General features: G+C 54.1%; 28 protein-coding genes and 1 tRNA gene. 25 read left to right on the top strand and 4 right to left on the bottom strand.

Annotated elements, in window-relative coordinates; all coding sequences use genetic code 11:
- Window positions 1–93 precede the first annotated feature (93 nt).
- From B5525_RS36485 to B5525_RS36595, 23 genes are all read left to right on the top strand, one after another.
- Window positions 94–309 (top strand): hypothetical protein, encoded by a 216-nt coding sequence (locus tag B5525_RS36485; RefSeq protein ID WP_079570801.1) that lies wholly within the window; start codon window positions 94–96, stop codon window positions 307–309.
- The gene (locus B5525_RS36490) at window positions 306–830 is read left to right on the top strand and encodes a metallophosphoesterase (protein WP_079570802.1); all 525 of its coding nucleotides are present in this window, start codon (window positions 306–308) and stop codon (window positions 828–830) included. The genes B5525_RS36485 and B5525_RS36490 overlap by 4 nt, the downstream gene beginning before the upstream one ends.
- Window positions 831–852: 22 nt before the next feature.
- Entirely contained in the window at window positions 853–1,020 is a 168-nt protein-coding gene (locus B5525_RS44955; protein ID WP_154073670.1) for a hypothetical protein, read from the top strand.
- 227 nt (window positions 1,021–1,247) lie between these two features.
- Window positions 1,248–2,033, top strand: coding sequence for a hypothetical protein (locus B5525_RS36500; RefSeq protein WP_079570805.1), 786 nt, complete (start codon window positions 1,248–1,250; stop codon window positions 2,031–2,033).
- A gap of 764 nt (window positions 2,034–2,797) precedes the next feature.
- The gene (locus B5525_RS36510) at window positions 2,798–4,825 is read left to right on the top strand and encodes a hypothetical protein (protein WP_079570809.1); all 2,028 of its coding nucleotides are present in this window, start codon (window positions 2,798–2,800) and stop codon (window positions 4,823–4,825) included.
- A gap of 14 nt (window positions 4,826–4,839) precedes the next feature.
- Window positions 4,840–6,093, top strand: a complete 1,254-nt coding sequence (locus B5525_RS36515; RefSeq protein WP_079570810.1) for a class II glutamine amidotransferase — start codon at window positions 4,840–4,842, stop codon at window positions 6,091–6,093.
- Between the two features lie 76 nt (window positions 6,094–6,169).
- Window positions 6,170–6,748: a gamma-glutamylcyclotransferase family protein gene (locus tag B5525_RS36520; protein ID WP_079570812.1), complete on the top strand. Its 579-nt coding sequence runs from the start codon at window positions 6,170–6,172 to the stop codon at window positions 6,746–6,748.
- A 143-nt stretch (window positions 6,749–6,891) separates the two neighbouring features.
- Window positions 6,892–8,511: a toprim domain-containing protein gene (locus B5525_RS36525; RefSeq protein WP_079570814.1), complete on the top strand. Its 1,620-nt coding sequence runs from the start codon at window positions 6,892–6,894 to the stop codon at window positions 8,509–8,511.
- Complete coding sequence (locus B5525_RS36530) at window positions 8,508–8,768, top strand: hypothetical protein (protein ID WP_154073671.1); 261 nt, start codon at window positions 8,508–8,510, stop codon at window positions 8,766–8,768. Before B5525_RS36525 ends, B5525_RS36530 begins: the two co-directional genes overlap by 4 nt.
- Complete coding sequence (locus B5525_RS44960; RefSeq protein ID WP_154073672.1) at window positions 8,768–8,905, top strand: hypothetical protein; 138 nt, start codon at window positions 8,768–8,770, stop codon at window positions 8,903–8,905. The genes B5525_RS36530 and B5525_RS44960 overlap by 1 nt, the downstream gene beginning before the upstream one ends.
- 60 nt (window positions 8,906–8,965) lie before the next feature.
- Window positions 8,966–9,715: a hypothetical protein gene (locus B5525_RS36535; RefSeq protein ID WP_154073673.1), complete on the top strand. Its 750-nt coding sequence runs from the start codon at window positions 8,966–8,968 to the stop codon at window positions 9,713–9,715.
- Window positions 9,716–9,821: 106 nt separating this feature from the next.
- Entirely contained in the window at window positions 9,822–11,732 is a 1,911-nt protein-coding gene (locus B5525_RS36540) for a DNA polymerase (RefSeq protein WP_079570819.1), read from the top strand.
- Window positions 11,732–11,953: a hypothetical protein gene (locus tag B5525_RS36545; protein WP_079570820.1), complete on the top strand. Its 222-nt coding sequence runs from the start codon at window positions 11,732–11,734 to the stop codon at window positions 11,951–11,953. Before B5525_RS36540 ends, B5525_RS36545 begins: the two co-directional genes overlap by 1 nt.
- 16 nt (window positions 11,954–11,969) lie before the next feature.
- Window positions 11,970–12,392, top strand: a complete 423-nt coding sequence (locus B5525_RS36550) for a hypothetical protein (RefSeq protein ID WP_079570822.1) — start codon at window positions 11,970–11,972, stop codon at window positions 12,390–12,392.
- Window positions 12,393–12,599: 207 nt separating this feature from the next.
- Window positions 12,600–13,502 carry a hypothetical protein gene (locus tag B5525_RS36555; protein WP_079570824.1) on the top strand — a complete coding sequence of 301 codons (903 nt, stop codon included), beginning with the start codon at window positions 12,600–12,602 and terminating at the stop codon, window positions 13,500–13,502.
- 71 nt (window positions 13,503–13,573) lie between these two features.
- Window positions 13,574–13,858, top strand: coding sequence for an endonuclease domain-containing protein (locus B5525_RS48070; RefSeq protein WP_425305234.1), 285 nt, complete (start codon window positions 13,574–13,576; stop codon window positions 13,856–13,858).
- 39 nt (window positions 13,859–13,897) lie between these two features.
- Window positions 13,898–14,671, top strand: a complete 774-nt coding sequence (locus tag B5525_RS36565) for a metallophosphoesterase (protein WP_154073674.1) — start codon at window positions 13,898–13,900, stop codon at window positions 14,669–14,671.
- 129 nt (window positions 14,672–14,800) lie between these two features.
- Window positions 14,801–14,950, top strand: coding sequence for a hypothetical protein (locus B5525_RS44965; RefSeq protein ID WP_154073675.1), 150 nt, complete (start codon window positions 14,801–14,803; stop codon window positions 14,948–14,950).
- Between the two features lie 245 nt (window positions 14,951–15,195).
- Window positions 15,196–15,417, top strand: a complete 222-nt coding sequence (locus tag B5525_RS36570; RefSeq protein WP_079570828.1) for a hypothetical protein — start codon at window positions 15,196–15,198, stop codon at window positions 15,415–15,417.
- Window positions 15,414–15,767 (top strand): hypothetical protein, encoded by a 354-nt coding sequence (locus tag B5525_RS36575; protein WP_079570830.1) that lies wholly within the window; start codon window positions 15,414–15,416, stop codon window positions 15,765–15,767. The genes B5525_RS36570 and B5525_RS36575 overlap by 4 nt, the downstream gene beginning before the upstream one ends.
- A gap of 29 nt (window positions 15,768–15,796) precedes the next feature.
- Window positions 15,797–16,138, top strand: a complete 342-nt coding sequence (locus B5525_RS36580; RefSeq protein WP_079570831.1) for a DUF4406 domain-containing protein — start codon at window positions 15,797–15,799, stop codon at window positions 16,136–16,138.
- Between the two features lie 201 nt (window positions 16,139–16,339).
- Window positions 16,340–16,708 carry a dATP/dGTP diphosphohydrolase domain-containing protein gene (locus B5525_RS36590; RefSeq protein ID WP_244567709.1) on the top strand — a complete coding sequence of 123 codons (369 nt, stop codon included), beginning with the start codon at window positions 16,340–16,342 and terminating at the stop codon, window positions 16,706–16,708.
- Window positions 16,709–16,787: 79 nt separating this feature from the next.
- A complete protein-coding gene (locus tag B5525_RS36595; RefSeq protein ID WP_079570834.1) occupies window positions 16,788–17,771 on the top strand; it encodes a tyrosine-type recombinase/integrase in 984 nt (327 codons plus the stop codon).
- Here the strand turns inward: B5525_RS36595 and B5525_RS36600 are convergent.
- Together B5525_RS36600 and B5525_RS36605 are read right to left on the bottom strand one after the other, a co-directional pair.
- A tRNA-Leu gene (locus B5525_RS36600) sits at window positions 17,734–17,818 on the bottom strand. The genes B5525_RS36595 and B5525_RS36600 overlap by 38 nt on opposite strands.
- A 123-nt stretch (window positions 17,819–17,941) precedes the next feature.
- Window positions 17,942–18,184 carry a FliM/FliN family flagellar motor switch protein gene (locus tag B5525_RS36605; RefSeq protein WP_079574275.1) on the bottom strand — a complete coding sequence of 81 codons (243 nt, stop codon included), beginning with the start codon at window positions 18,182–18,184 and terminating at the stop codon, window positions 17,942–17,944.
- A 72-nt stretch (window positions 18,185–18,256) separates the two neighbouring features.
- Here B5525_RS36605 and lipB point away from each other — a divergent pair, with 72 nt between their 5' ends.
- A complete protein-coding gene (gene lipB / locus B5525_RS36610) occupies window positions 18,257–18,985 on the top strand; it encodes a lipoyl(octanoyl) transferase LipB (RefSeq protein ID WP_079570836.1) in 729 nt (242 codons plus the stop codon).
- Window positions 18,986–18,999: 14 nt separating this feature from the next.
- On the opposite strand, the gene B5525_RS36615 is transcribed toward lipB, so the two are convergent.
- Both B5525_RS36615 and B5525_RS36620 read right to left on the bottom strand, forming a co-directional pair.
- Window positions 19,000–19,194: a hypothetical protein gene (locus tag B5525_RS36615; RefSeq protein ID WP_079570837.1), complete on the bottom strand. Its 195-nt coding sequence runs from the start codon at window positions 19,192–19,194 to the stop codon at window positions 19,000–19,002.
- Between the two features lie 471 nt (window positions 19,195–19,665).
- Window positions 19,666–20,094, bottom strand: a complete 429-nt coding sequence (locus tag B5525_RS36620) for a tautomerase family protein (RefSeq protein ID WP_079570839.1) — start codon at window positions 20,092–20,094, stop codon at window positions 19,666–19,668.
- Window positions 20,095–20,195: 101 nt separating this feature from the next.
- Between B5525_RS36620 and B5525_RS36625 the strand changes: the two genes are divergently transcribed.
- Entirely contained in the window at window positions 20,196–21,053 is an 858-nt protein-coding gene (locus B5525_RS36625) for a LysR family transcriptional regulator (RefSeq protein WP_154073677.1), read from the top strand.
- Window positions 21,054–21,057 lie beyond the last annotated feature (4 nt).

The raw sequence follows: 21,057 nt of genomic DNA on the forward strand, positions 1-21,057 counted from the left end.
CAGCTTCGCACGGCTGAACCGACTCACCCTTCCCCAGGCTCCCACGTCACCGACAGGCGGAGCAGTCGAACTCACACAGGAGCAGAAAGCAGCATGATCACCGTCGTAGCAATTGTCTGCAGCCTCTCCCTCGGCTGCGTCGAAGAGATCGTCACTGACAGCGACGTATCACCCGAAGTGACAATGACGTCCTGCATGATGGGCGAATCCCAGATCGTCAAATGGATGCAGGAGTCAAAGTACAAGGATTGGAAACTCGAATCCTGGAAGTGTGTCCCTGGTCGCTACCAGATCAGGAACCGAGCATGATCTTCTTCACCTCGGACAGCCACTACTTCCACCAGAACATACTCAGATTCACAGGACAAGACGGTCAGCGTGTCCGTCCAGAGTTCAACTCGGTCGAAGAGATGAACGAAGCGATGGTCACGAGATGGAACGAAGTCGTTCATCCAGGCGACAAAGTCTACCACCTTGGCGACGTCGCCTTTGGTCCGACAGCCAACGCTGTAGCAATCCACGCCCTCCTCCGTCGATTGAACGGACGAAAGCGGCTCATCGTTGGCAACCACGACAACCTGAAATCCGAAGCACTCCAGAACAACTTCGACAAGATCCTTCTATGGCAAGGATTCCACGACGAAGGCTTTACGTGCAGCCATATTCCCCTTCGTCTCGACAGCCTGCGAGACGGCAGCTTCAACGTTCACGGCCACATCCACGAACGCACAATGGCCGAACGCAACTACATCAACGTGTGCGTCGAACAGACGAACTACACACCAGTCTCAATGGACTGGGTGAAAGAACAGATCAGACAACGTTCCTAAGCCTTAGGGCAGGAGACCTATCATGCAACATCAAACTGAATACAAATTCCCGTCTCATCTCGACAATCTTCTCTCCCGTGAATACGAGAAGACGGATCGCCCTGATCGTTACATCCAGCAACGTGTCCCCATGACCAGTTACATGGCTGAGACTGTTGCCGAGCTGGCTGGCTTCAAACAGTATCATTGAATTAGCCGACGAATCATAGAACTGCGTTGTTACTCCCCATTTGGATAATCGCGTTGCTACTACATTCAGAGTGCTAATATCGGACCTGAGCAAGTCTTCTAAACTGCTCATCCAATTCCCCTCCGCTTCGGCGGCTAAGACCTGGTCAAGTCACAAAACTGACCTGCTTTTTAGTTGTGCCTGAGCAAGCCGTTAAACTGCTCACTCATCATCATCGGAGACGAACCATGTTGCACCAGCCTGTGACAGCCTATGACTTTGCCAAATACTCCTACAAGCCGGATACCGAAGTCACGATGGGTTACGAGTACGAGAACACGGTACCTGGTCGCCGCACGTACACCATGACCGAAGAACAGCGCAATTCCAAACTCGCACGAGACCTGGTCTCCCAGCTCCCGCTCTACTTCAAGGTGGAGTACGAAGGCTTTGGCGCTGCGTCCGGCTGCGAGATCAAGTCTGTCGTCGCTCCTCTCTTCCTGCACAAGCAGTTCTGGCTGAAGAAGGTATCGAAGATCGCCTTCCACATGGAGGAGAACAACAACCAGACGAACGACTCCGGCATCCACGTCAGCGTGAGCAGGACACCATTCACGACGGCTCAGCAGACAAAGGTCTTCGGCTTCCTGCACGATCCAGCCAATCGCCCACTCTTCTTCAAGATGAGTCGCAGGACAACCCAGTCATTCAATACCAACTGTCCATCCAACCCGAAGGGCAACACTTACTGGGATGGTCGAGCGTACAAGTACGTCCACCACGAACCGCCGCATTGGAACGATCATTACAACATGATCAACACGGAGAACCGGGAACGATACGAGTTCCGGCTCTTCGCTGCTCACCCGACGCTGCTCCTCCCTGCTCTCGAAATGTGTGACTCCTTGTTCAAATTCGCTGACATCGTCGACCAGATCACCTTCCCCACATGGCGCGCGTACATCGCTCGCTTCAAGAAGTACCAACACATCAAGGAGCATTGCATTGCCACGCTGGATCATTCGCCCTCGTAAGATCTCAACGACGCCGCGACTTCTCGCATCCAAGCTAGGCATACAGACAAGGAGCTACCCAAGTGCCAGGAATCAACGACAAGGATTCAACTTCGACCGAGACTTCTTCCTCGTCTACCCCGACCCAACCTTCGTTGGACATTCAGCGTTTGGTGGAGATGATGGAGCACTATGCTACGAGCAGCTCTACCGATTCTTCTCCCAGTCGAAGGCAGGCCAACGAGTACTCCTACGTCAATCCGGCCTACCAATCCCCGACACCACCAGCTCCCAGATCGTTGCGTCCAACTGGCTGGTACAGAGGAACGAGCAGACAGGACGCTTCCAGGCCCACCAGCCCAACTCGTTCATTGTCCGACCGCTCCGACACTCAGGGGGCAGCGGATTTCGACTTACCAGCGATCCGACCGATTTCATCGCAGGTCAAGAATACGTTCAAAGACTTTTCCCGAAGACACGCGAGTACCGCCTCATCTACGTCAAAGGCCAGCTTGCAGTCACGCTTCGGAAGAAAGTCCGGGAAGGTACGAGAGCAGACCAGCCCTGGAATCACGCCGTAGGCGCAACGTTTCAGACCGTCAACGATCTGCCCAGCTGCAAGCTAACTGGCACCGACATTTTCACCAGGTTATCTACACAACCTATCATCCAACATGCCCATCTCGTCGCCGTGGACGTCCTCTACGCACGGGGCAAGTACGTCATCTGTGAGTTCAATTCCTGCCCCGGACTTTCCATCGAGTCCAATCTTATGAGGATTGTCAATGTTCTTTCTCCCCAAGTCGTTCACCAACCCTGATCTTCAATCGCTGACTCTTGAGCAGTACTTCAATCCTACGATCAATAAGTTCTTCGTCACTGGACGAAAGAATCTGACCGGACCTGAACTCCTCCACTTCTACAAGTCGTTGTACACGGGAGACAACATTGTCTCCAACATCCCGTTCTTCTTCCCGCCCGAGTACGGCGTACCGGAAGAGGACGTCCGCTACTTCATCTCCAAGATCGACGAGGCAGACCTCTGGCAGCTCGCTTTCCTCGCGATCTCTCACCCGTCATCCGGCAACCGGCTCACGTGGATCAAGAACCCGATCTACATGATTGACTACTCGCAGTCAGCTCGTCGGGTCGACTGCCACTTCAATCGCAGCCAGTGGAACATGCAGTACTCGTTCCGTGGCGACAACTTCAAAGAAGAGATGACGACAGTCCTACGAGAGCTGGGCAACAACTTCAACAATCTCCTCGTCCAATACCCCGACTACCAGATCAACATGGACACGTACTTCCATGGCAATGCTGTCCTCGTCTACATGGCCAAGTTTGCTAAGAACAGTACCTGCTACAAGCCGTCAGCATACACACCCGAAACACTCGCTCTGGAGATGACCAACAACCCGACGATGACTCTTCGGGTCACTCGAAGTGACTGGCAAGCCTGCACCATCGCCATCTCGAATCCGGTCACGAAGACGAACAAAGCTGCCCTCTGGACCACGCTGTCCTATTCGGCTGACGTCCTAGAACTACTCCCCTGGCCATTGATCGTCAAAGGCGAGCAGAAACCGATCTGCTACGGCGTCGAGCTGGAAGTATCAACCCAGTACACGACGAAGCAACTCGTCGAGGCATCGGATGAACCCTTCTTCGCTGGCAAGCAGGATTCGTCAATCTCCGGTACGATGAGGAACAAGGTCGAACTCGTCACGGCTCCAATGTCTTTGAAATCGCACAAGAAGGAGTGGTCACATCTCTTCTCAAACCTCGACTACGATCTCTTCGATACGACGGTCGACACGAACAACGGGATGCACGTCCACATCGGACGTGAACACTTCAACGACAACCATCTCCGTACGTTCGCCTGGTTCTTCGGCAATCCCTGCAATCTGGAGTTCATCGTCGCTCTGTCCGAGAGGAAGGCAAACCAGATGCACCAGTATGCAGCAATGCCAAGCTGGCCTGAGCAAGCAACGAAGACGAGCAGCCTGAAGTCAGTCGTCGAATACTTCGACATGCTCCGAGGCGCAGTCAATCTGCACAAGTCGAAGCCGACCGTCGAAGTCCGCATCTTCAAAGGGATAGCATCATACGCCACCATCCTGAAGAATCTTGAAGTCGTCGACGCCATCTTCCACTTCACCCAGCAGTCTTCCCAGACGGCCTCCGGCCTGCGTGAGTTCCTGAACTTCCTTCGCAAGACACCGAGGAACAAGTACCCAGTCCTCAAAGAGTTCATCGCCACGCTGGACACGAAGAAGATGCTGTCAGCAGCGCAGCTGAACGACCTCGTCTTCAACGTGAAAGATCCCCGGCAGATCCTGTCCATCATCGAGAAGAAGCACTTCCCGATCACGAGCCACCATGTCTCCATCCTGAACGCGAAGCAAGGAGTACGTACCTTCATCTTTAATAAGGACACCGGAACGATTGAGATCGTCCGAACGAAGCACGGCAGGATGAGCCACCTGGACCGTGTCCTGGAAAAGAAGTACACGCGAAGCATTCAGCCACGAGCACCAGTAACAGACACTCCAGAGCCAGCGCCGAACTGGTACGAGCCAACCGCCCAGGCTGCAGCTCCCCGCTCAGTCGGCTTGTCGACCGCCTCACTTCGCCGCGCCCAGGCTGCTCTCCGATCAGCCAACGTCGCACCCCCGTATCATATCATGGACGACATGGTCTCACGTTCTGCCGAATACCAGGCGGACCTAGGCGCAATCCTCGACCAAGCACTCCAACCGCCAATCCAATGGTCTTCCATCTCCGACTCCAACGACGTTAACTTCTAAGGAATCTGCAGAACATGTGCGTCATCATTCATCGTTTGCCGAACATTATCATCCCCTCAGACAAGATCGAGTCCGCCTGTATCGTTAACGCTGACGGCTTCGGGCTGGCCGTTGCCGACCGGGGCAAGATCGAACTGATCAAGGAACTGAACCCGAAAGGTAATGATCCAGAGCGAGTACTCAAACTCCTCGAAGAGACGAAGGATCTGCCCATCCTTCTTCACCTCCGATACAAGACAGTCGGTGCAGTGAACGAAGCGAACTGCCACCCCTTCGTTGTGACGACAGACGCAGACGACGGCATCGACATCGTCATGTGTCACAACGGCACGATGAACCAGTTCAATATCACTGGCAACGACTTCTCCGACAGCTACATGTTTAACGAGATGCTGCTGAAGCCGCTGCTCGAACGCAGTCTCTGCTCCCCCGACGTCGACCCGGAAGCAGTCCTGGACGACGAACTACTCCAGCTCGTCCTGAACGAGTTCGTTCCCTCGTCATCCATCGTCTCTCTTCTCGACGGGAACGGGAAGTCACTCCACATCCACGAGACGTCCGGCTTCGAACACGAAGGATGGTGGAGTAGTAACAACTACTCATTCAATACCCAGCACAGGGTTAAGAGTGTCACCACGTTTCCCAACTCAACCACGACCTACTACGGCAGTGGAGCAATGGGTAGCTGGGAGGACGCATGGGATGACGCCAACGCAGATCAAGAGCCTGAAGCGGCAGGGAGTGCTGACTACGAAGCAATGCAAAATGGCAATTACTCGTCAGTATCGGGAGCAAAAGGACATTCGGGAATTACAAACGCGCTTCCCACAAATATACCAACTACTTACGACGACTCAGACACCAATCGTAACGCAGGACGAGCAGAGGAGTTCACCAAGATCCGAGACACCATTACCGAGATTCGCGGAAGTCCCTGTCCCTCTAACTCAATGCTCCGACTGGCAACATCTGATCGACCGAACTTTGCCACCATCTGTCGCCTCAACAATCTCAAAGAAGTCTGTCGACTGGAGCGCGAGGACATTACCGAACTCGTGTTCTTCTACCCCGAGGCTACAATTGTCCTGATCCAAGACCTCCTCCGCGAGCTGTACATAAAGCCTCACTTGAAAGTGACGAAAGCAATGGACGACGCAGCAGAGTTCAGGGACCAGGAGAAGAAGAAGGGGACAGCACTCGTCGTCCTTCCCAGCGTGGACAAGGTCCTGGCTGAACTCGCATCGGGCGAAGCCTGCACTCACCATTAGAACGCTTCCTTCGGAAACTTAGGGTGAAACGGTAATTTCATCGCAAAAATTTTAGCCCAAAATCAGGATTCGCCCCATGATGCCAATCGCCACGCTCGTCTCCGGCAAGGTCGAAGACAATTATTACACGCCTGACATGCCCGACTTGTATTCGAAGCGGCGTCACCTCCTCTTCGTCTACGGTACGTTGAAGAAGGGATTCAATCGTCATGGTCTTCTCCTCCAGAAGAAGCCGCTGTTCGTAGGCGACGGTTGGACGGTCGCCCCCTGGTTCAACATGGAATACACGAAGGGGAAGAATCCATACCCCATCGTACTGAAGACCGACTTCATCAACGGCGGCAAGATCCACGGCGAAGTCTACCTCGTCCCGCCCGAGACCATCGTCCAGTGTGACTTCTATGAGAGCAACGGGACGTACTACAACCGGATGAAGACAGCCATCGATATTACTAACGCAAACAACCCGACGATCCCGTTGACGATTGGCTGCTGGATCTACGAGGGCAACCAGGAGTATTGGGCCGAGTACAAAAAGAAGCAGACGACACGCCAAGCAGACCCATTGAAAAGAAATAAGGACGGGAAGAAGTACTTCACGTTCATGAAGAAATACGCGAATGGAACATCGAATGCTACGCTGCGAAGTATGTGACTTCACGACTCAAGAAGGATCATCCTACGCAGGACTACCACCGAACAAACAGAATTGGGTTCAGTACAGGAAAGAATTTCACGGCACTTATTGTAAGTCCTGCGCTTCCAGCATGACGTCAGCACTCTTCACACTGGAAGAGAATGACCCAGACAAATTCTAAATTAATCCAATCTGGTCTCCCCTGCCCCTCCCCCTTCTGTGATTCATCCGACGCCTTCTCAACGTACGACGATGGACACGGTTTCTGTTTCTCCTGCGGCACCTACGCCAAGCCTGGCAGCCCCGGTACCCCGGCAGAGAACGATCTTCAATCACCTAAGGCTAAACCTATCACGATCTCATCTGCAGCCACGTCGGCTGATAAATTCACTCACGAGTATCTTCCGTGGCGTGGCCTGAGCGCCGACACTTGTCGGTTCTACAAAGCTCTGGCCCGCATCGCTCCAGACGGGAAGCCCATTGCTATTGGTTTTCCTTACCCTGTCGGAGTCAAAGTACGAGGCTGGGAGGAAAAACGTTTCCACTCAGAGGGTGACTTCAAAGGCCCCGGCCTCTTCGGCATGGACAAGTTCAACGCTGGACAGTCCATGTCTATCACCATTACCGAAGGAGAGACCGATGCAATGTCTGTCTTCCAGATGCTTGGAAGCAAGTATCCGGCTGTTTCTGTCCGCAGTGCTACTTCAGCTAAGACTGACTGCGCTGCTCACCGAGATTATCTTAACTCGTTTGACAAGATCTACCTCTGTTTCGACAACGACGTTCACGGAAAGAAAGCTGCTAAGGAAGTCGCGTCACTTTTTGACTTCAATAAAGTCTACGACGTCAATCTTACAAAGCATAAAGACGCCAACGAGTATCTATCGTCTGGACAGTCCCAAGACTTCAAAAACATATGGTTTAACGCGAAGAGATTTCTTCCTGAGGGCATTGTCTCTTCCTGGTCTGAGTTCGGAGACATCTTAGACGCACACAAGGATAAGAAGTCGTACCCAATCCCCTTCGCTCAACTGAATGAGATGAACGAGGGACTACGGACAGGCGAAGTCTTCCTCGTCACTGCCATGGAAGGCATCGGCAAGACCGAGTTCGTCCGCAGCCTGGAGTATGAACTACTACTCCACACTAACGAGAACATCGGCACAATCCATCTCGAAGAGTCCAAGGCAAGGCAGCTGAAGGCGCTAGCTGGCCTGTACCTCGAAGCCCCTGTCCATAAGAAGGACTCGTCAATCGCTACTGAGGACATCATCGCTGCAGTTAAAACCGTCACAAGACGCGATGAGCGTCTACACATGTACTCTCATTTTGGCAGCGACGATCCTACTATCATCCTGGACACCATACGTTTCCTTGTTACGGCTTGTGACTGCAAGTTTGTCATCCTTGATCACATCACCCTTGTTGTTACCGGCCTGGCTGGAGACGATGAACGGAAGACACTAGACATGCTCAGCACCAGGCTGGCCATGATGGTGGAAGAGCTGGACTTCTGTCTGATCCTTGTCTCCCACATCAACGACGACGGGAAGACACGAGGCTCAAGGAACATATCAAAGATTGCCCACACCTGGTTGCAGCTCAGCCGGGACGTAGAGAACGAGTCTGAAGACATCCGAAACGTGACCACCCTCCTCATCAAGAAGGCACGGTTTACCGGAGAGACCGGTCCAGCTGGCCGCCTCCGCTTCGACAAGTCCAAGTTCAAATTAGAAGAGGACAGCGGACCTGTCTTCCAACCCGTGAGCCTACCAACATGATTGATCTTGATAAACTCCGAGACATTTCCGCTCTCCTCACTCGTGCAGCGAATGCTCCAATGGATACCGCTTACCACGCTCTCCACAACGCCCGGTTAGATCTACACGCTGTCATCCTGCATGAAGAACGACGCTCATTACAGAAGATACACGGGGAACGAGTCGAAGCCAGGCAGAAGCAGGCTAACACCTATCTGAATGGTGAGGCTGAACTCCAGGAGTGGAAGAAGAAGAACCCAGGCAAAGAATGCGACTGATGAATACGTACGAACAAGGCAGGCACAGTATGCGAGAGGACATCATCCGCAAGCTGGAGCAGGCTTACCCCGAGAACTGTGCCGAGCCGAACGACAAGGCCCAGCTGATCCTCGAAATGATCCGGCAGCTGAAATAGGCTTGTATTCCTATACAACCTGTGGTATATTAAAGCATAAGGTCTACTGAAAGCATTGATTTGACTCAACTTCCTGCTCCGTCATTTACGGAGATGTTTCCCAAGTACAATAACTGGTGGGGCCAGCTCAAAGTAGTCGCCCAGTCCCCAGCCAACCTGGCTGCAGCTAAGATCCACGCTGGCACGGCCCGCTACCAGGCCGTCGAAGCTAAGACGACAGTCCCCTGGTACGTCATCGGCCTCCTCCATATGCGGGAGAGCAACAACAACTTCCACTGCTGGCTCCATAACGGTGACCCCATGTTCAACCATGAGGGCCAACCGACCAGGACCGTCCAAGTCCCTCCGAACCGTCCACCCAATCCTGCCGTCACGTGGGAAGAAGGAGCTGTCGATGCCTTACAGGGATTCAAGCTTACACAGATCAAAGACTGGTCTGCTGAGCGCATCGCATACACAGCCGAAGCGTTCAATGGATGGGGCTACACTCTGTATCGTCACATTCCCAGTCCTTATCTGTTTGGTGGTTCATCTATTCAGCAGCGTGGCAAGTACGTCCGAGACCGTGTCTGGGATAGTACTGAGTGGGACACCCAGCTTGGAGTTCTCACTACGCTGAAGGCATTGATGCTGATTGATCCGAGTATCGATCTTCATCCAAGCATGACTGTGACCCGTCCTGATCTCCCGCCCATCGCTCCCTACCCGACACCCAAAGCCGACCACCCGAGCCTGCCGACGCTGGCTCCGAAGCCGAGTATCTGGGTTGTGATCCTGACTGCCATCCTTTCAATCCTCAGGAAGAAATAATGGACCCAGAAGACGCTGAGTATTTCTTCGAAGACGATCCCTTCGATCATGAAGATCCAGACATCAACTACGACGACGAAGATGACGGAGAGGACTACGAACCAGTTTGAGGGTTATTGCCGACTGCGAAACGAACGGCCTTGAAGGCTGTACTGAACTCTGGCTAATCGTCTGCAAGGATATCGATACTGGCATCGTCTACACCTTCCCCCATCCGACTCAGAGTTCAGACTTTATTGCCTTCGCTTCCAACGTCACTCTGTGGATCGGCCATAATTTTCTGGGCTTTGACGCTCCCGTTATTAATCGTCTTCTACGCAGCGATGTTATCGACCTGGATACCGTTACAGATACTCTGGTGGTCAGTCGGATGGCTGACTATCAGATGGAGGGTCACAGCCTCGAAGCGTGGGGAGTACGACTTCGGTATCCGAAAGGCGACTTCAATGATTGGAATCAGTATTCTCCGGAGATGCTTGCGTACTGCATCCAAGACGTAGAGCTGAATTACAAGGTCTACCTCCACTTCAAACAACTCATCGACTCTCCCTTGTGGCAACGGAGCCTCAAGACTGAGCACGCGATGGTCACCATCTCCAGGGAGATGCACGACAATGGATTCTACTTCGACATCGATGAAGCGAGACGGATCTATGACGAGATCATTGGTCAACTCGATCCTCTCGATAACGAACTCCGACGAAGCTTTCCTCCGAGGCTTAAGTTCATACGAGAAGTACACCCTCGGACTACAAAGCACGGAACATTATCTCGCACTGATTTTCGCTGGAAGACGGACGGCGATCTTTCAGATTTTTCCGAGGGAGCAACCTTTTCTCTATGTGAATGGGAAGAGTTTAATCCGGGAAGTACCCGCCAAATCGTTGAGCGTCTCAATGCTGCCGGTTGGAAACCCTATGAGAAAACCAAAGGACACATCCAGTGTGAACGAGACCTCAATGACCATCGCACAAGGGGTGAAGTACGTGAACTGGCAGCCGCCAAGATTGATCATTACAGACAGCTCGGTTGGAAGGTCTCAAAGGATAACCTGGATACTCTCCCTGCTGACGCTCCCGCTCCTGCTCGTCGCCTCGTACTTCGCCTTCTTTTGGCTGCGCGTGCACGAACTCTTACCGAGTGGTTTAATGCGTATAACCCAGTAACACATCGCATACACGGCACGTTTAATCACATCGGCGCTTGGACCCATCGGATGAGCCATAACGGCCCGAACATGGCCAACGTTCCTACTGAAGACCCTCAGCATCTAGATCGCAGCATCTATTCCAACGCGATGCGGGCACTATGGTCGGTGCCCGTAGGCCGAAACCTAATCGGAGTGGACGCTGAGGGGATTCAGCTCAGGATTCTCGCCCATTACATGAACGATCCCGCTTTCATCTTTGCTGTCACGTCTGGGAGCAAAGAGGACGGTACTGATCCTCACACATTGAATAAGAACGCACTCGGACATGTCTGCAAATCCCGCGACGACGCGAAGACATTCATCTACGCCTTTCTCCTCGGCGCTGGTACAGGCAAGATCGCGTCCATCCTTGGCTGTACACTGGCTGAAGCCAAGGTTGCCAAAGACAATTTCATCGCCGCATACCCTGGTCTCCTACATCTTAAACAAACAATCATCCCGGCAGACGCAGCAGCAGGATACTTCAAAGGATTCGACGGAAGATTTGTAAAGTGTAACAGTGAACATCACATGCTGGCTGGCTACCTCCAGAACGGAGAGTCAGTCATCATGAAAGAAGCAAGAGTTCTATGGGGCAAGGAACTAAAACGCCTCCAAATCCCATTCCTCCCAGTCAACTTCGTCCATGACGAATGGCAGACAGAAGCCTGTGACGATCTCGATACTTGTAAACAGATCGCATCTGTGCAGGCTGACGCAATCCGACAAGTCGGAGAGAGTCTTAATCTTAATTGCCCAATGGCAGGATCATACCTAAACTCCCACAAGTCCCTAGCCATCGGGGCCAACTGGAGTCTTACCCACTAATGGATAAACGATTGTACGAAATTCATATCTCCTTCCTCGAACCGGCTGAAGCGATTATCAACGCGACCGGTAGCAGTGAGGAAGAAGTTGTATTCAACCTGCGAGCAACCCTCGACCAGGTCAAAGAGCTGAAAATCTTGAGCGTCAAAGACCTTGGTCCGTCGCCCGAGGAAGCCAGTACCGAAGCACCCGCCCCGGTAAAACCTAACCAAATTAACTAAAGCCTAGGATCAATTTTTGACTACATATTTCTTCTCCGGTATCGCCAAGTGGGCGAGCCGTAAGCCTGGTAAGTTCGACAAGTACACGATCGATATGTACTTCGACGACGAAAGCTTGGCTCTCTTCAAGACGAGTGGCATCCGAGTGTCCCCTAAGACCGACAATGACGGAGACACATTCTACAAACTGTCCCGTCACATTGACCTGACTAAGAAGGATGGGACGAAGATCGACCTCGGTCCTCCGAAGTTCCTCAACCCAGACGGTACCGAGTTTGCTGGTAACGTTGGTAACGGAAGCACGGTCACCATCAAGGTAGACGTCTACGATACTGGCGCTGGCAAGGGTCATCGTTGGGAAGCCCTCCGAGTGGACGAACTGGTTGAATACAATCCGACGACCGCAGTCAACGCTCCGGCAGTCGGTCTCCCCTTCTAATCGGAAGAGGTTAGGAAGGTTGGCACCTTCCGTAAATCGCGGGCCACGCGGAGCCCCTCCTCACCTAAACAGGCTGAAGTAATGTGTCAGCCTGGGATGCAGCTTAACTGATCAGGCGCTTTGGTACACCAACTTGGCTGGATAACGTCTCCAGTCACTGCCTTCTCACGAGTCATCCTGAACCTGCATCTACCCTCTAGGACCTAATTGAAATCAATTTCCACGCTGATAGACGATATCTATTCACTCTTCACCAAATCCCTCCCCTTCGACCCTCAGGATATTGAAGACTTTGGAAGACGACTTGCCACTCACGTTAGCAACCAAATCAGCCGAACCCAGAAGCCAACACTCCGACTGTCCAATCTCGGATCACCGTGTGATCGAAAGCTCTGGCTCCAGATCAACCGACCGGAGACAGCGATCCCCCTCTCCCCCCAGACTCGATTCAAGTTTTTGTATGGAGACATTCTGGAAGAACTGGTTCTATTTCTCGCTAAGGTTTCTGGACACCGGGTACAGTCCGAACAAAAGACCGTAAGCGTTAATGGTGTCAAAGGTCACATCGACGCCATTGTTGACGGCCATCTCGTCGACGTTAAGTCTGCTAGTCCTTACTCCTTCAACAAGTTCAAATCACATGGACTGGAAGACGACGATCCCTTCGCATACCGCGTACAGCTTGGATCATACCTCGAAGCCAACCAAGACAACCCGGACCTAAAGGATAAGGACACAGCGTCCTTCCTAGCCGTTGATAAGACGCTAGGTCACATGGTTCTTGATACTCACGGAAAGACAGACACTGACTATGCAGCTCTCGCAGATTCTAAGAGAGATATGCTTGCTCTTCCCTCCCCTCCAGACAGACCCTTCGCTGCAAAGCCTGATGGAAAGTCTGGAAACGAAACCCTCCAAACCATCTGCAGCTATTGTGACCACCGATTTGATTGCTGGTCCGACATTGATAACGGGAAAGGTCTCCGCACATTTCTTTACAGCACAGGACCTAAGTTTCTTACCAAAGTAGTCAAGCAGCCGAACGTTATCGAAGTCAACCAAGCCGGAGAGATAGTCTCACCTCCCCCACAGCCAGGCGATCCCTTCTGACGAGGGCATACCGGCTCCGGAAAATCTACGGCATAACCGAGGAACAATATGCGGAAATACTTCTACGACAAATGGGACGCTGCGGCGTTTGTAAACGACCACATCAAGAATTTAGGACCAACCTTGCTGTTGACCATGACCATCACACTGGAGAAATCCGGGGGCTGTTATGTATCAATTGCAACAGACGAATCATCGGAAGACACCGAACTCCAGCGGGCGAAGTTCTTCTCAGACACGCAGCTGAGTATCTAGAAGGACCGTATACCGGGTGGACAGTACCTACAAAGCCCAAGCGAAAGAGGCGAAGATCTATCTCCTCCAGAACGACTACAAGAAAGCGATCAAGGAAGTGAAGCGTCTTGCTGAACTATTGAAGGACGTAGGCATCCTCGTTGACTAAAACACATCTTATCATCCCTGACAGTCACGCACATCCCGATCACAACAACGACCGTGCTGACTGGCTTGGACAACTCATTGCAGACGTAAAACCTGATGCTCTTATCCATATTGGTGACAGCGCCGACATGGCTTCCCTGTCTTTGTATGACAAGGGTAAACACTCCTTTCACGGAAGAAATTACAAGGCTGATATCTCAGCACACTGTGACTTCCAAGACAGGACGTTCGCGCCGATCAAGAAGGCGAAGAGGAAGCTTCCTACTTCATACTTTTTTGTAGGCAACCACGAACACCGGATCACCCGAGCCATCGATGTAGCACCCGAGCTAGATGGTGCGATCAGTATGAAGGATCTTCAACTCAAGGAGTACTACGACGAAGTTATTGATTACACCGGAAGTACTCCAGGCGTTAGACAGATCGATGGCATCTCGTATGCACATTACTTTGTGGGAGGAATTGCGGGCCGCCCATTGGGAGGTATCCACGCCGGGTACGCCATCGCAACGAAGAAGCATTCGTCTGCAACGTGCGGGCATTCCCATCTCGTCGACTGGTCTGTTCACACGAACATTACAGGACAACAAGTCGCTGGAATGGTCGTAGGTTGCTATCAGGATTATACGAACGATTGGGCTGGCAACGAACTCGGCAAGCTTTGGTGGAGAGGTGTTGTCGTCAAGCGTAACGTGGATGGTAACGGTGGCTACGACCCCCAGTTCATCACGCTGGACGCACTCCGAAAAGAATACGCCGTTGTATAAACAGATCCAAGACCTCCTAGACCTTTACACATTGTCCGAGATCCTTCTCCGAGCTGACGCGACTGAAGAGGACGTACTTCTCTTCCTAGTCAACGAAGGCTTTCTCTCTCTCCCCGAGGTAAAACCAGTATGAAAGTCGTAACCCTCCCCCCTGAGACTGTCATCGCTGCACTCCAGCAGTACCTCCAGTCTCTCTCCATCATCAACGATGATGAGACCATCATGAAGATTTACACCCGAGGGAAATACGACTTCGATATCGAATTGAAAAAGGAATAATGGCACGCAACTACAAAAAGGAGACCGCGTATGAGGACTCCCCTACCCAGGTTAAAAGGCGTGAAGCCCGTAACCGAGCCAGAGCTAAGACGGATCGCGCAGGCAAGACGCATAAAGGCGACGGTAAAGAGGTGGACCACCAGGGGTATCATCGAACAGGAAGCCTTGATCGAGTCCCTACGAAAGTCGTCTCCAAGCACGCCAACCGCGTAAGACAACCCCCAACCAAACGAAAGCGAAGTTAATTGTTTAACTGGATTAAGAACACCGAGGCTACTGTTGAGACCATCCTGTCGGGCTGGACGAAGACGATCAAGGATCTTGAGGCGCACGCTGAGGCGAAGGCTGCAGAAGCTATCGAGAATAACGCACTCGTTACATTCTACGAGGAAGCTACCAACCTGGCTAAGGCTGAAGTTGCTAAGGCTAAGGATGTAGCAGCCAAGATCAAGGCACTGTTTGCGTGATTGAAGTAGACACCCTCCTCAAGGCCCTCCCTAGGAGGATCAAGGTGGGTGCCTATGACTGGCGGGTCATCCTTAACGAGGAAGAAGCCGACATAGAGAAGTGCGGAGAGGCTGACTTCGAACACCACGTTGTCAACCTCTGGCCTTCTCATCTCAACTCACCCGACCACGCAGTAGGCATCGTCATCCATGAACTCCTCCACGTCATCTTCGACAATGCCGACCTCGAAGGTAACCACACGAGTCCTGATCCTGAAGAAGAGATCGTCATTGGGTTCGAACAAGGACTCGTAGCACTGTATCGAGACAATCCCAGGCTTCTCACCTGGATCAAGAAAGGTTTAAAGTAATCATTAAATCCATTTACATAGCCGGTCCCATGACTGGCTACCCCGAGTTTAACTTTCCTAAGTTCTTTGCCGTCCAGAAGATGCTCGAAGCGAAAGGCTGGAAGGTTTTCAATCCAGCCGAGAAGGACGTTGAAGCCGACGTTCACGAGATGGAAGCTTACAAGACTGGTGACGCCAAGCTGAGTGTCGCTGAAGGCTTCGACTACAAGGCAGCATTCACTTGGGATTGCGACAAGGTCATCTACGGTGACGGCATTTACATGCTGGAAGGCTGGGAGAAGAGCACTGGAGCACGAGCTGAGTGGGCTGTCGCACAGTTCATCAAAGCCCAGAACCCGTCGTACACCATCCAGTACGAGGCCGTAGCCTGAGCAAGAAATTTAATAAACGAGTGACCGTAGTCGAGATGGAAACGTCTCACCTATGGCTCGTACAAGACGAGCAATACGGCGATCAACGTCTCTTCTACGACAGAGAAGACGCTGTTGAGTACGTCCACAGTCAATCCGAAGGCGGTCAACTTAATATGGGCGACGACGTCTGGAATAAATATCACATGACCGAGGTACCCGTTGACGACCGATACTAAGAAAGAAGCCCTCCGCGCAGGAGACGATCTCAAGACCGGAGGAGTCAAGTTTGATCAAGGCAAAGCCCGATACGATCTTCTCCCACCTGAGGGAGCTAAGGCCGTGGCTACGATCCTTGAGTTTGGGGCTCGAAAATATGCAGCTCGAAACTGGGAACAAGGTATGGATTGGTCGCGACCATTCAGCGCAATGCAGCGCCACCTATGGGCCTGGTGGGAAGGTGAGAAGGTTGACCCTGACTCTGGATATTCCCATCTGTGGCATGCAGCCTGCAACCTCTTCTTCCTCATCGCGTATGAGCAAAGAGGAAAGGGAAATGATGATCGCCCGCCCGCCGTACCCGTGAAGTAATCGCAAGTATTCACAATGAGAAAAACCCTAGGGAAACCTAGGGTTTTTTTGTTAGAATCAATACCTTAGGAGGACGACAATGCTGCTGAAACAAGTCTTTGATTCCTACATGGTTGTGTCAGGAGAAGCGCGAGGCGCTGCCTATATGGACCGCCTGATGTTCAACGCCTTCGATAAGTTCTTCCCTAAATACGTCCCCGAAATCTCGCCTGTCGATCTGACGGATTATCTGAAGGACATGCGAGCCAAAAAGATCAAGAGGAATGGTGTTCTCCGTCCTCTCCAGCCTGCCACTTTGAACAAGCACACTCAGTTCCTTCGTCGCCTTCTCTCCCACGCTGAGGCTCTAGGTGTGACCGTACAGCGGTTTCGCTGGAAAGCCTTCCTTGTCATGGAGGCAGAGCAGAAGACGAGCTACCTGACGATCCCAGAGGAGCACACAGCCCTCGTAGGTATGGATGACTACATCCGTCCCCTGTTCCTGTTCTCCGTCCTGTCTGGTGTCCGCCAGGCTAATGCCATCGACCTACGGTGGGACCAGGTGGACATGGATGATCGGATCATCACCTTCCAAGCCAAGTCTCGAAGACCTGGTGGCAAGCAGTACACGGTACCGCTGACTGGGATGATCGAAGGCGTCTTGGAAGGCGAGTGGGGCAACCACATCGACCGTGTCTTCACCTTCGTAGCGAGGAGGACAAGCCGATGGGGCTACGAGGCTGGGAAGCGATACCCGCTGACGAAGCCTCTCGTCCGCAATTACTGGGAGAAACTGGGGCTGGAGAAGCGATGGCACGACCTACGCCATACCTTCGGGACCCGGCTGTACCAAGAGAGCAAGGACATCCATCTCGTCCAGCGAGCAATGAACCACGCCGACGTCAATACGACGATGCGCTACATCCATACTGATGTGTCAGACATCAGGCAACAGATGGAAAACATGCACAATAAAGTAGCAAACTTGCATCAACAAGAACAGGTCGAGAACAAGCCTGTTCCGAAATTCTCCCGTAATTTCAAGATGGTGCGCTCGAAAGGACTCGAACCTTCACTCGATTAAGAACTGCCACCTCAAGGCAGCGCGTCTACCAATTCCGCCACGAGCGCTTGGGAAGCCGGCACCGGATGTGCGCCGGACCGGATCAACGGCGCGGGATGTAACAAATCAGGGATGGGGGGACAAGGCCTGCCGGTGCAGTCAATCCGGCGAAGTTGGGATCGGATTCCGCCCTACCGGCTGCCCGGCGATTTCGGCAGCATTTGCTTGACTTCGACTGCGATGCGGTTGCGGTCGACCAGCACCACGCCGGAAGCAATCGGCAGATTGTTGGCGAGGATCTTGACCTCGTCCGCCTCGGTGGCGTCCAGTTCGATGATGGCGCCACGGCTCAGCCGCATTACCTGATGGATGGGCATCGTGGTGGTGCCGAGGACCACCATGAGGTCGACACTGACTTTATCGAGGGTTGGCACTGGGATGAGCGACCTGAACTGACGAAACATGCAAAATTGCGTGGATTGAGATCACCACGTTATGGTTAGCCAATGGTTAATGACCGCCAAACCCTGGATTTGACGCCCTTCGCCGGCCCCGCCGGCGGCGGGGTCGTGGAATGGCGGATATCGGACGCCCCGGTCCCCTATCCCGAGGCAGTCGCGGCCATGGAAGCCCGCGCCGCCGACATCGCGGCCCACCAGGCGCCGGAACTGGTGTGGCTGCTGGAACATCCCCCGCTCTACACTTCCGGCACCAGCGGCAAGGCCGAACACCTGCTCGACCCCCGCTTTCCGCTGTTTGCCACCGGTCGCGGCGGCCAAATCACCTATCACGGCCCCGGCCAGAGGGTCGCCTATGTGATGCTCGACCTGAAACGGCGCCGTCCTGACGTGCGGGCCTATGTGGCGGGTCTGGAGGAATGGATCATCCGGACGCTCGCAGCCTTCAACGTGCGCGGCGAGCGGCGCGAGGATCGCGTTGGCGTCTGGGTGCGCCGGCCGGACAAGGGAGAAGGTTTTGAGAACAAGATCGCCGCCATCGGCGTGCGGCTGAGGCGCTGGGTGTCGTTCCACGGCATTTCGATCAATGTGGAGCCCGACCTGACCCATTTCGATGCCATCGTTCCCTGCGGCGTGGTGGATCCGCGCTACGGCGTCACCAGTCTGGTCGATCTCGGCCATCCCGCGAGCATGGCGGATGTCGATATCGCGCTCCGCCAGGCCTTCGAGCAGGTGTTCGGCGCCATCGAAGTGCGGCTGCCGGAAGCAACGGCCTGAAAGCGGCGGGCCCTTTACGTCTTCGCGGGCCTGCCGCGTTTGGCAAACGTCAATCCCTGCAAATCCGCCGCATTCCTGAGGGTACCCGCGCGCTTCATCGCCTCGGTTCGCGCCGGGCCGGGCTTCATCCTGCGCGCCTGCTCCAGCGCAATCTGCGCTTCGGCGTCGAGATCGAGGTTGGAATGAGGGTCTTTATTCTCTGGCGCCATGGAATTAAAGCCGGGTTGGCCGATCTGGCAATGCACTCGTGTTCGCAAGACTTCTGCAGCTATTCCGGCCGCCGCAGTTCGCCGACAGTCCAGCCGACTACGTCAGATTTAAGTGGATCGTTGGTGACCACGTCGGTTTCGCAATGTCCGCATTTGCGGCATGCGAAGGTGCGGTGCTCGAAGCCTTCGGGGCCCGAAGCAATGGCAACCGTGATCATTCGCGTTTGACAGTTGGGACAACGCGGACGGTAAATCGGCAATAGCTCGGGATCGGGTTTTCTCGTTGCCGCCATTATAAAAAAATACAGCAACAATAAAAAATCTGTCTGTTCGGTTTCGGACCGAAAACGAAAATGTGACCTTCTGGTGTCAGCGTGGACCATTGGTTCCATCAATGGAACACACAGCTGAACTGAGCCGATCGGTATCGCACTCCGGCGGGCCCGTGCGCCCGCCGGAAAGCGACAAACATCACGCCGCCGTGCGTTGCGGCGCGACCTCGAGCTGGCCTGCGATGTATCGGCGTTCCTGCGTCAGGCCGCCAAAGCCGTAGGCATCGCCGCGGACTTCGCCGACGTGCAGATAGCTCTCACGGTGCAACGGCCCCAGCAGCTCGCCCATGCGCTTGAACATCGCGGCGAGATACTCGGCCTTCTCATCCTTGGTGTTGGTGCCCTCGCTGACGTGAACGTCGAGCCAGAAGCTTGCGAGTTGCTGGTCGGCCAGCGAACTTCCGCCGGCGAACCAGTCTGCCGAATCGACGGATCGCACGATGATCGCGGTGACCTTGGGATCCTTGCGCAGGATCCTGGCGGTGAGCTCACTGACGGCGGCAGCGATATCGGCCTTCAGCGATGTCGAGTGGCGTGAACTCGAATAGTCGACGGTGATGAGCGGCATGATCGTTCTCCTTGCATTGCGCCTCGATCGCGCCACACGAAGCTAGACCTGCGGCCATCATTTTGGTACCTTATCTTACAACATTACAATGATAACGATATTTGATGATGACGCTCGACATTTCGACGGTGCAGGCCTTCCTGCTGGTGGCCGAACTGCAAAGCTTTACCCGCGCCGCCGAAGCGCTCGGCGCGACGCAGGCGGCCGTGAGCATGAAGCTGCAGCGGCTGGAGGCCACGCTCGGCAAGCGGCTGGTCGAACGCTCGCCGCGCGCGGTGCGGTTGACCGCCGAAGGAACGAATTTTCTAGTCCATGCCCGTGCGCTGATAGAGGCGCATGACCGGGCGCTAAGGAGCGAGCAATCCGCCCGGCAGCATTTGTCGCTCGGCATCAGCGACCACGCCGCCGGCCCCGAACTGGTGCCGCTGCTGGCGAGGCTTCATGCGGTCTCGCCGCAGCTTGCGCTTTCGGTCGCCATCGGTTTCTCGCGCAACCTGCTCGAGTCCTATGATCGCGGCGAACTCGACGCGGTGATCGTGCGTCAGGAGGGCAGCCGGCGCGGCGGCGAGAAACTCGCCGAGGATGAATTCGGCTGGTTTGCCTCGCCTGCCCTGCAATGGCGTCGCGGCGACAGCCTGCCGCTGGCGACACTGGCGCGGCCCTGCGGAGTGCGGGCGCTCGCCATCCGCGCCCTCGACCGGACCGGCATCGAATGGAACGAGGCCTTTGTCGGCGGCGGCGTGGCGTCGGTCGCCGCCGCCGCGCTCGCCGGGCTCGCGGTCGCTCCCCTGGCGCGCCGGGTCGCGCCGGCGGGCTTGGTCGACATCGGCCCTGCGCGGGGATTGCCGAAACTTGGTTCGTCAAAGGTGAGGCTGCATTCAAAGGTCAGCGACGCCGGCAAACTGGCGGCGCTGCGGACGCTGGCGGCGACATTCCGGAGTGCCGTGACGGGGGGTTGAGCGA

The organism is Bradyrhizobium erythrophlei (genome assembly GCF_900129505.1).
GTDB lineage: Bacteria > Pseudomonadota > Alphaproteobacteria > Rhizobiales > Xanthobacteraceae > Bradyrhizobium > Bradyrhizobium erythrophlei_D.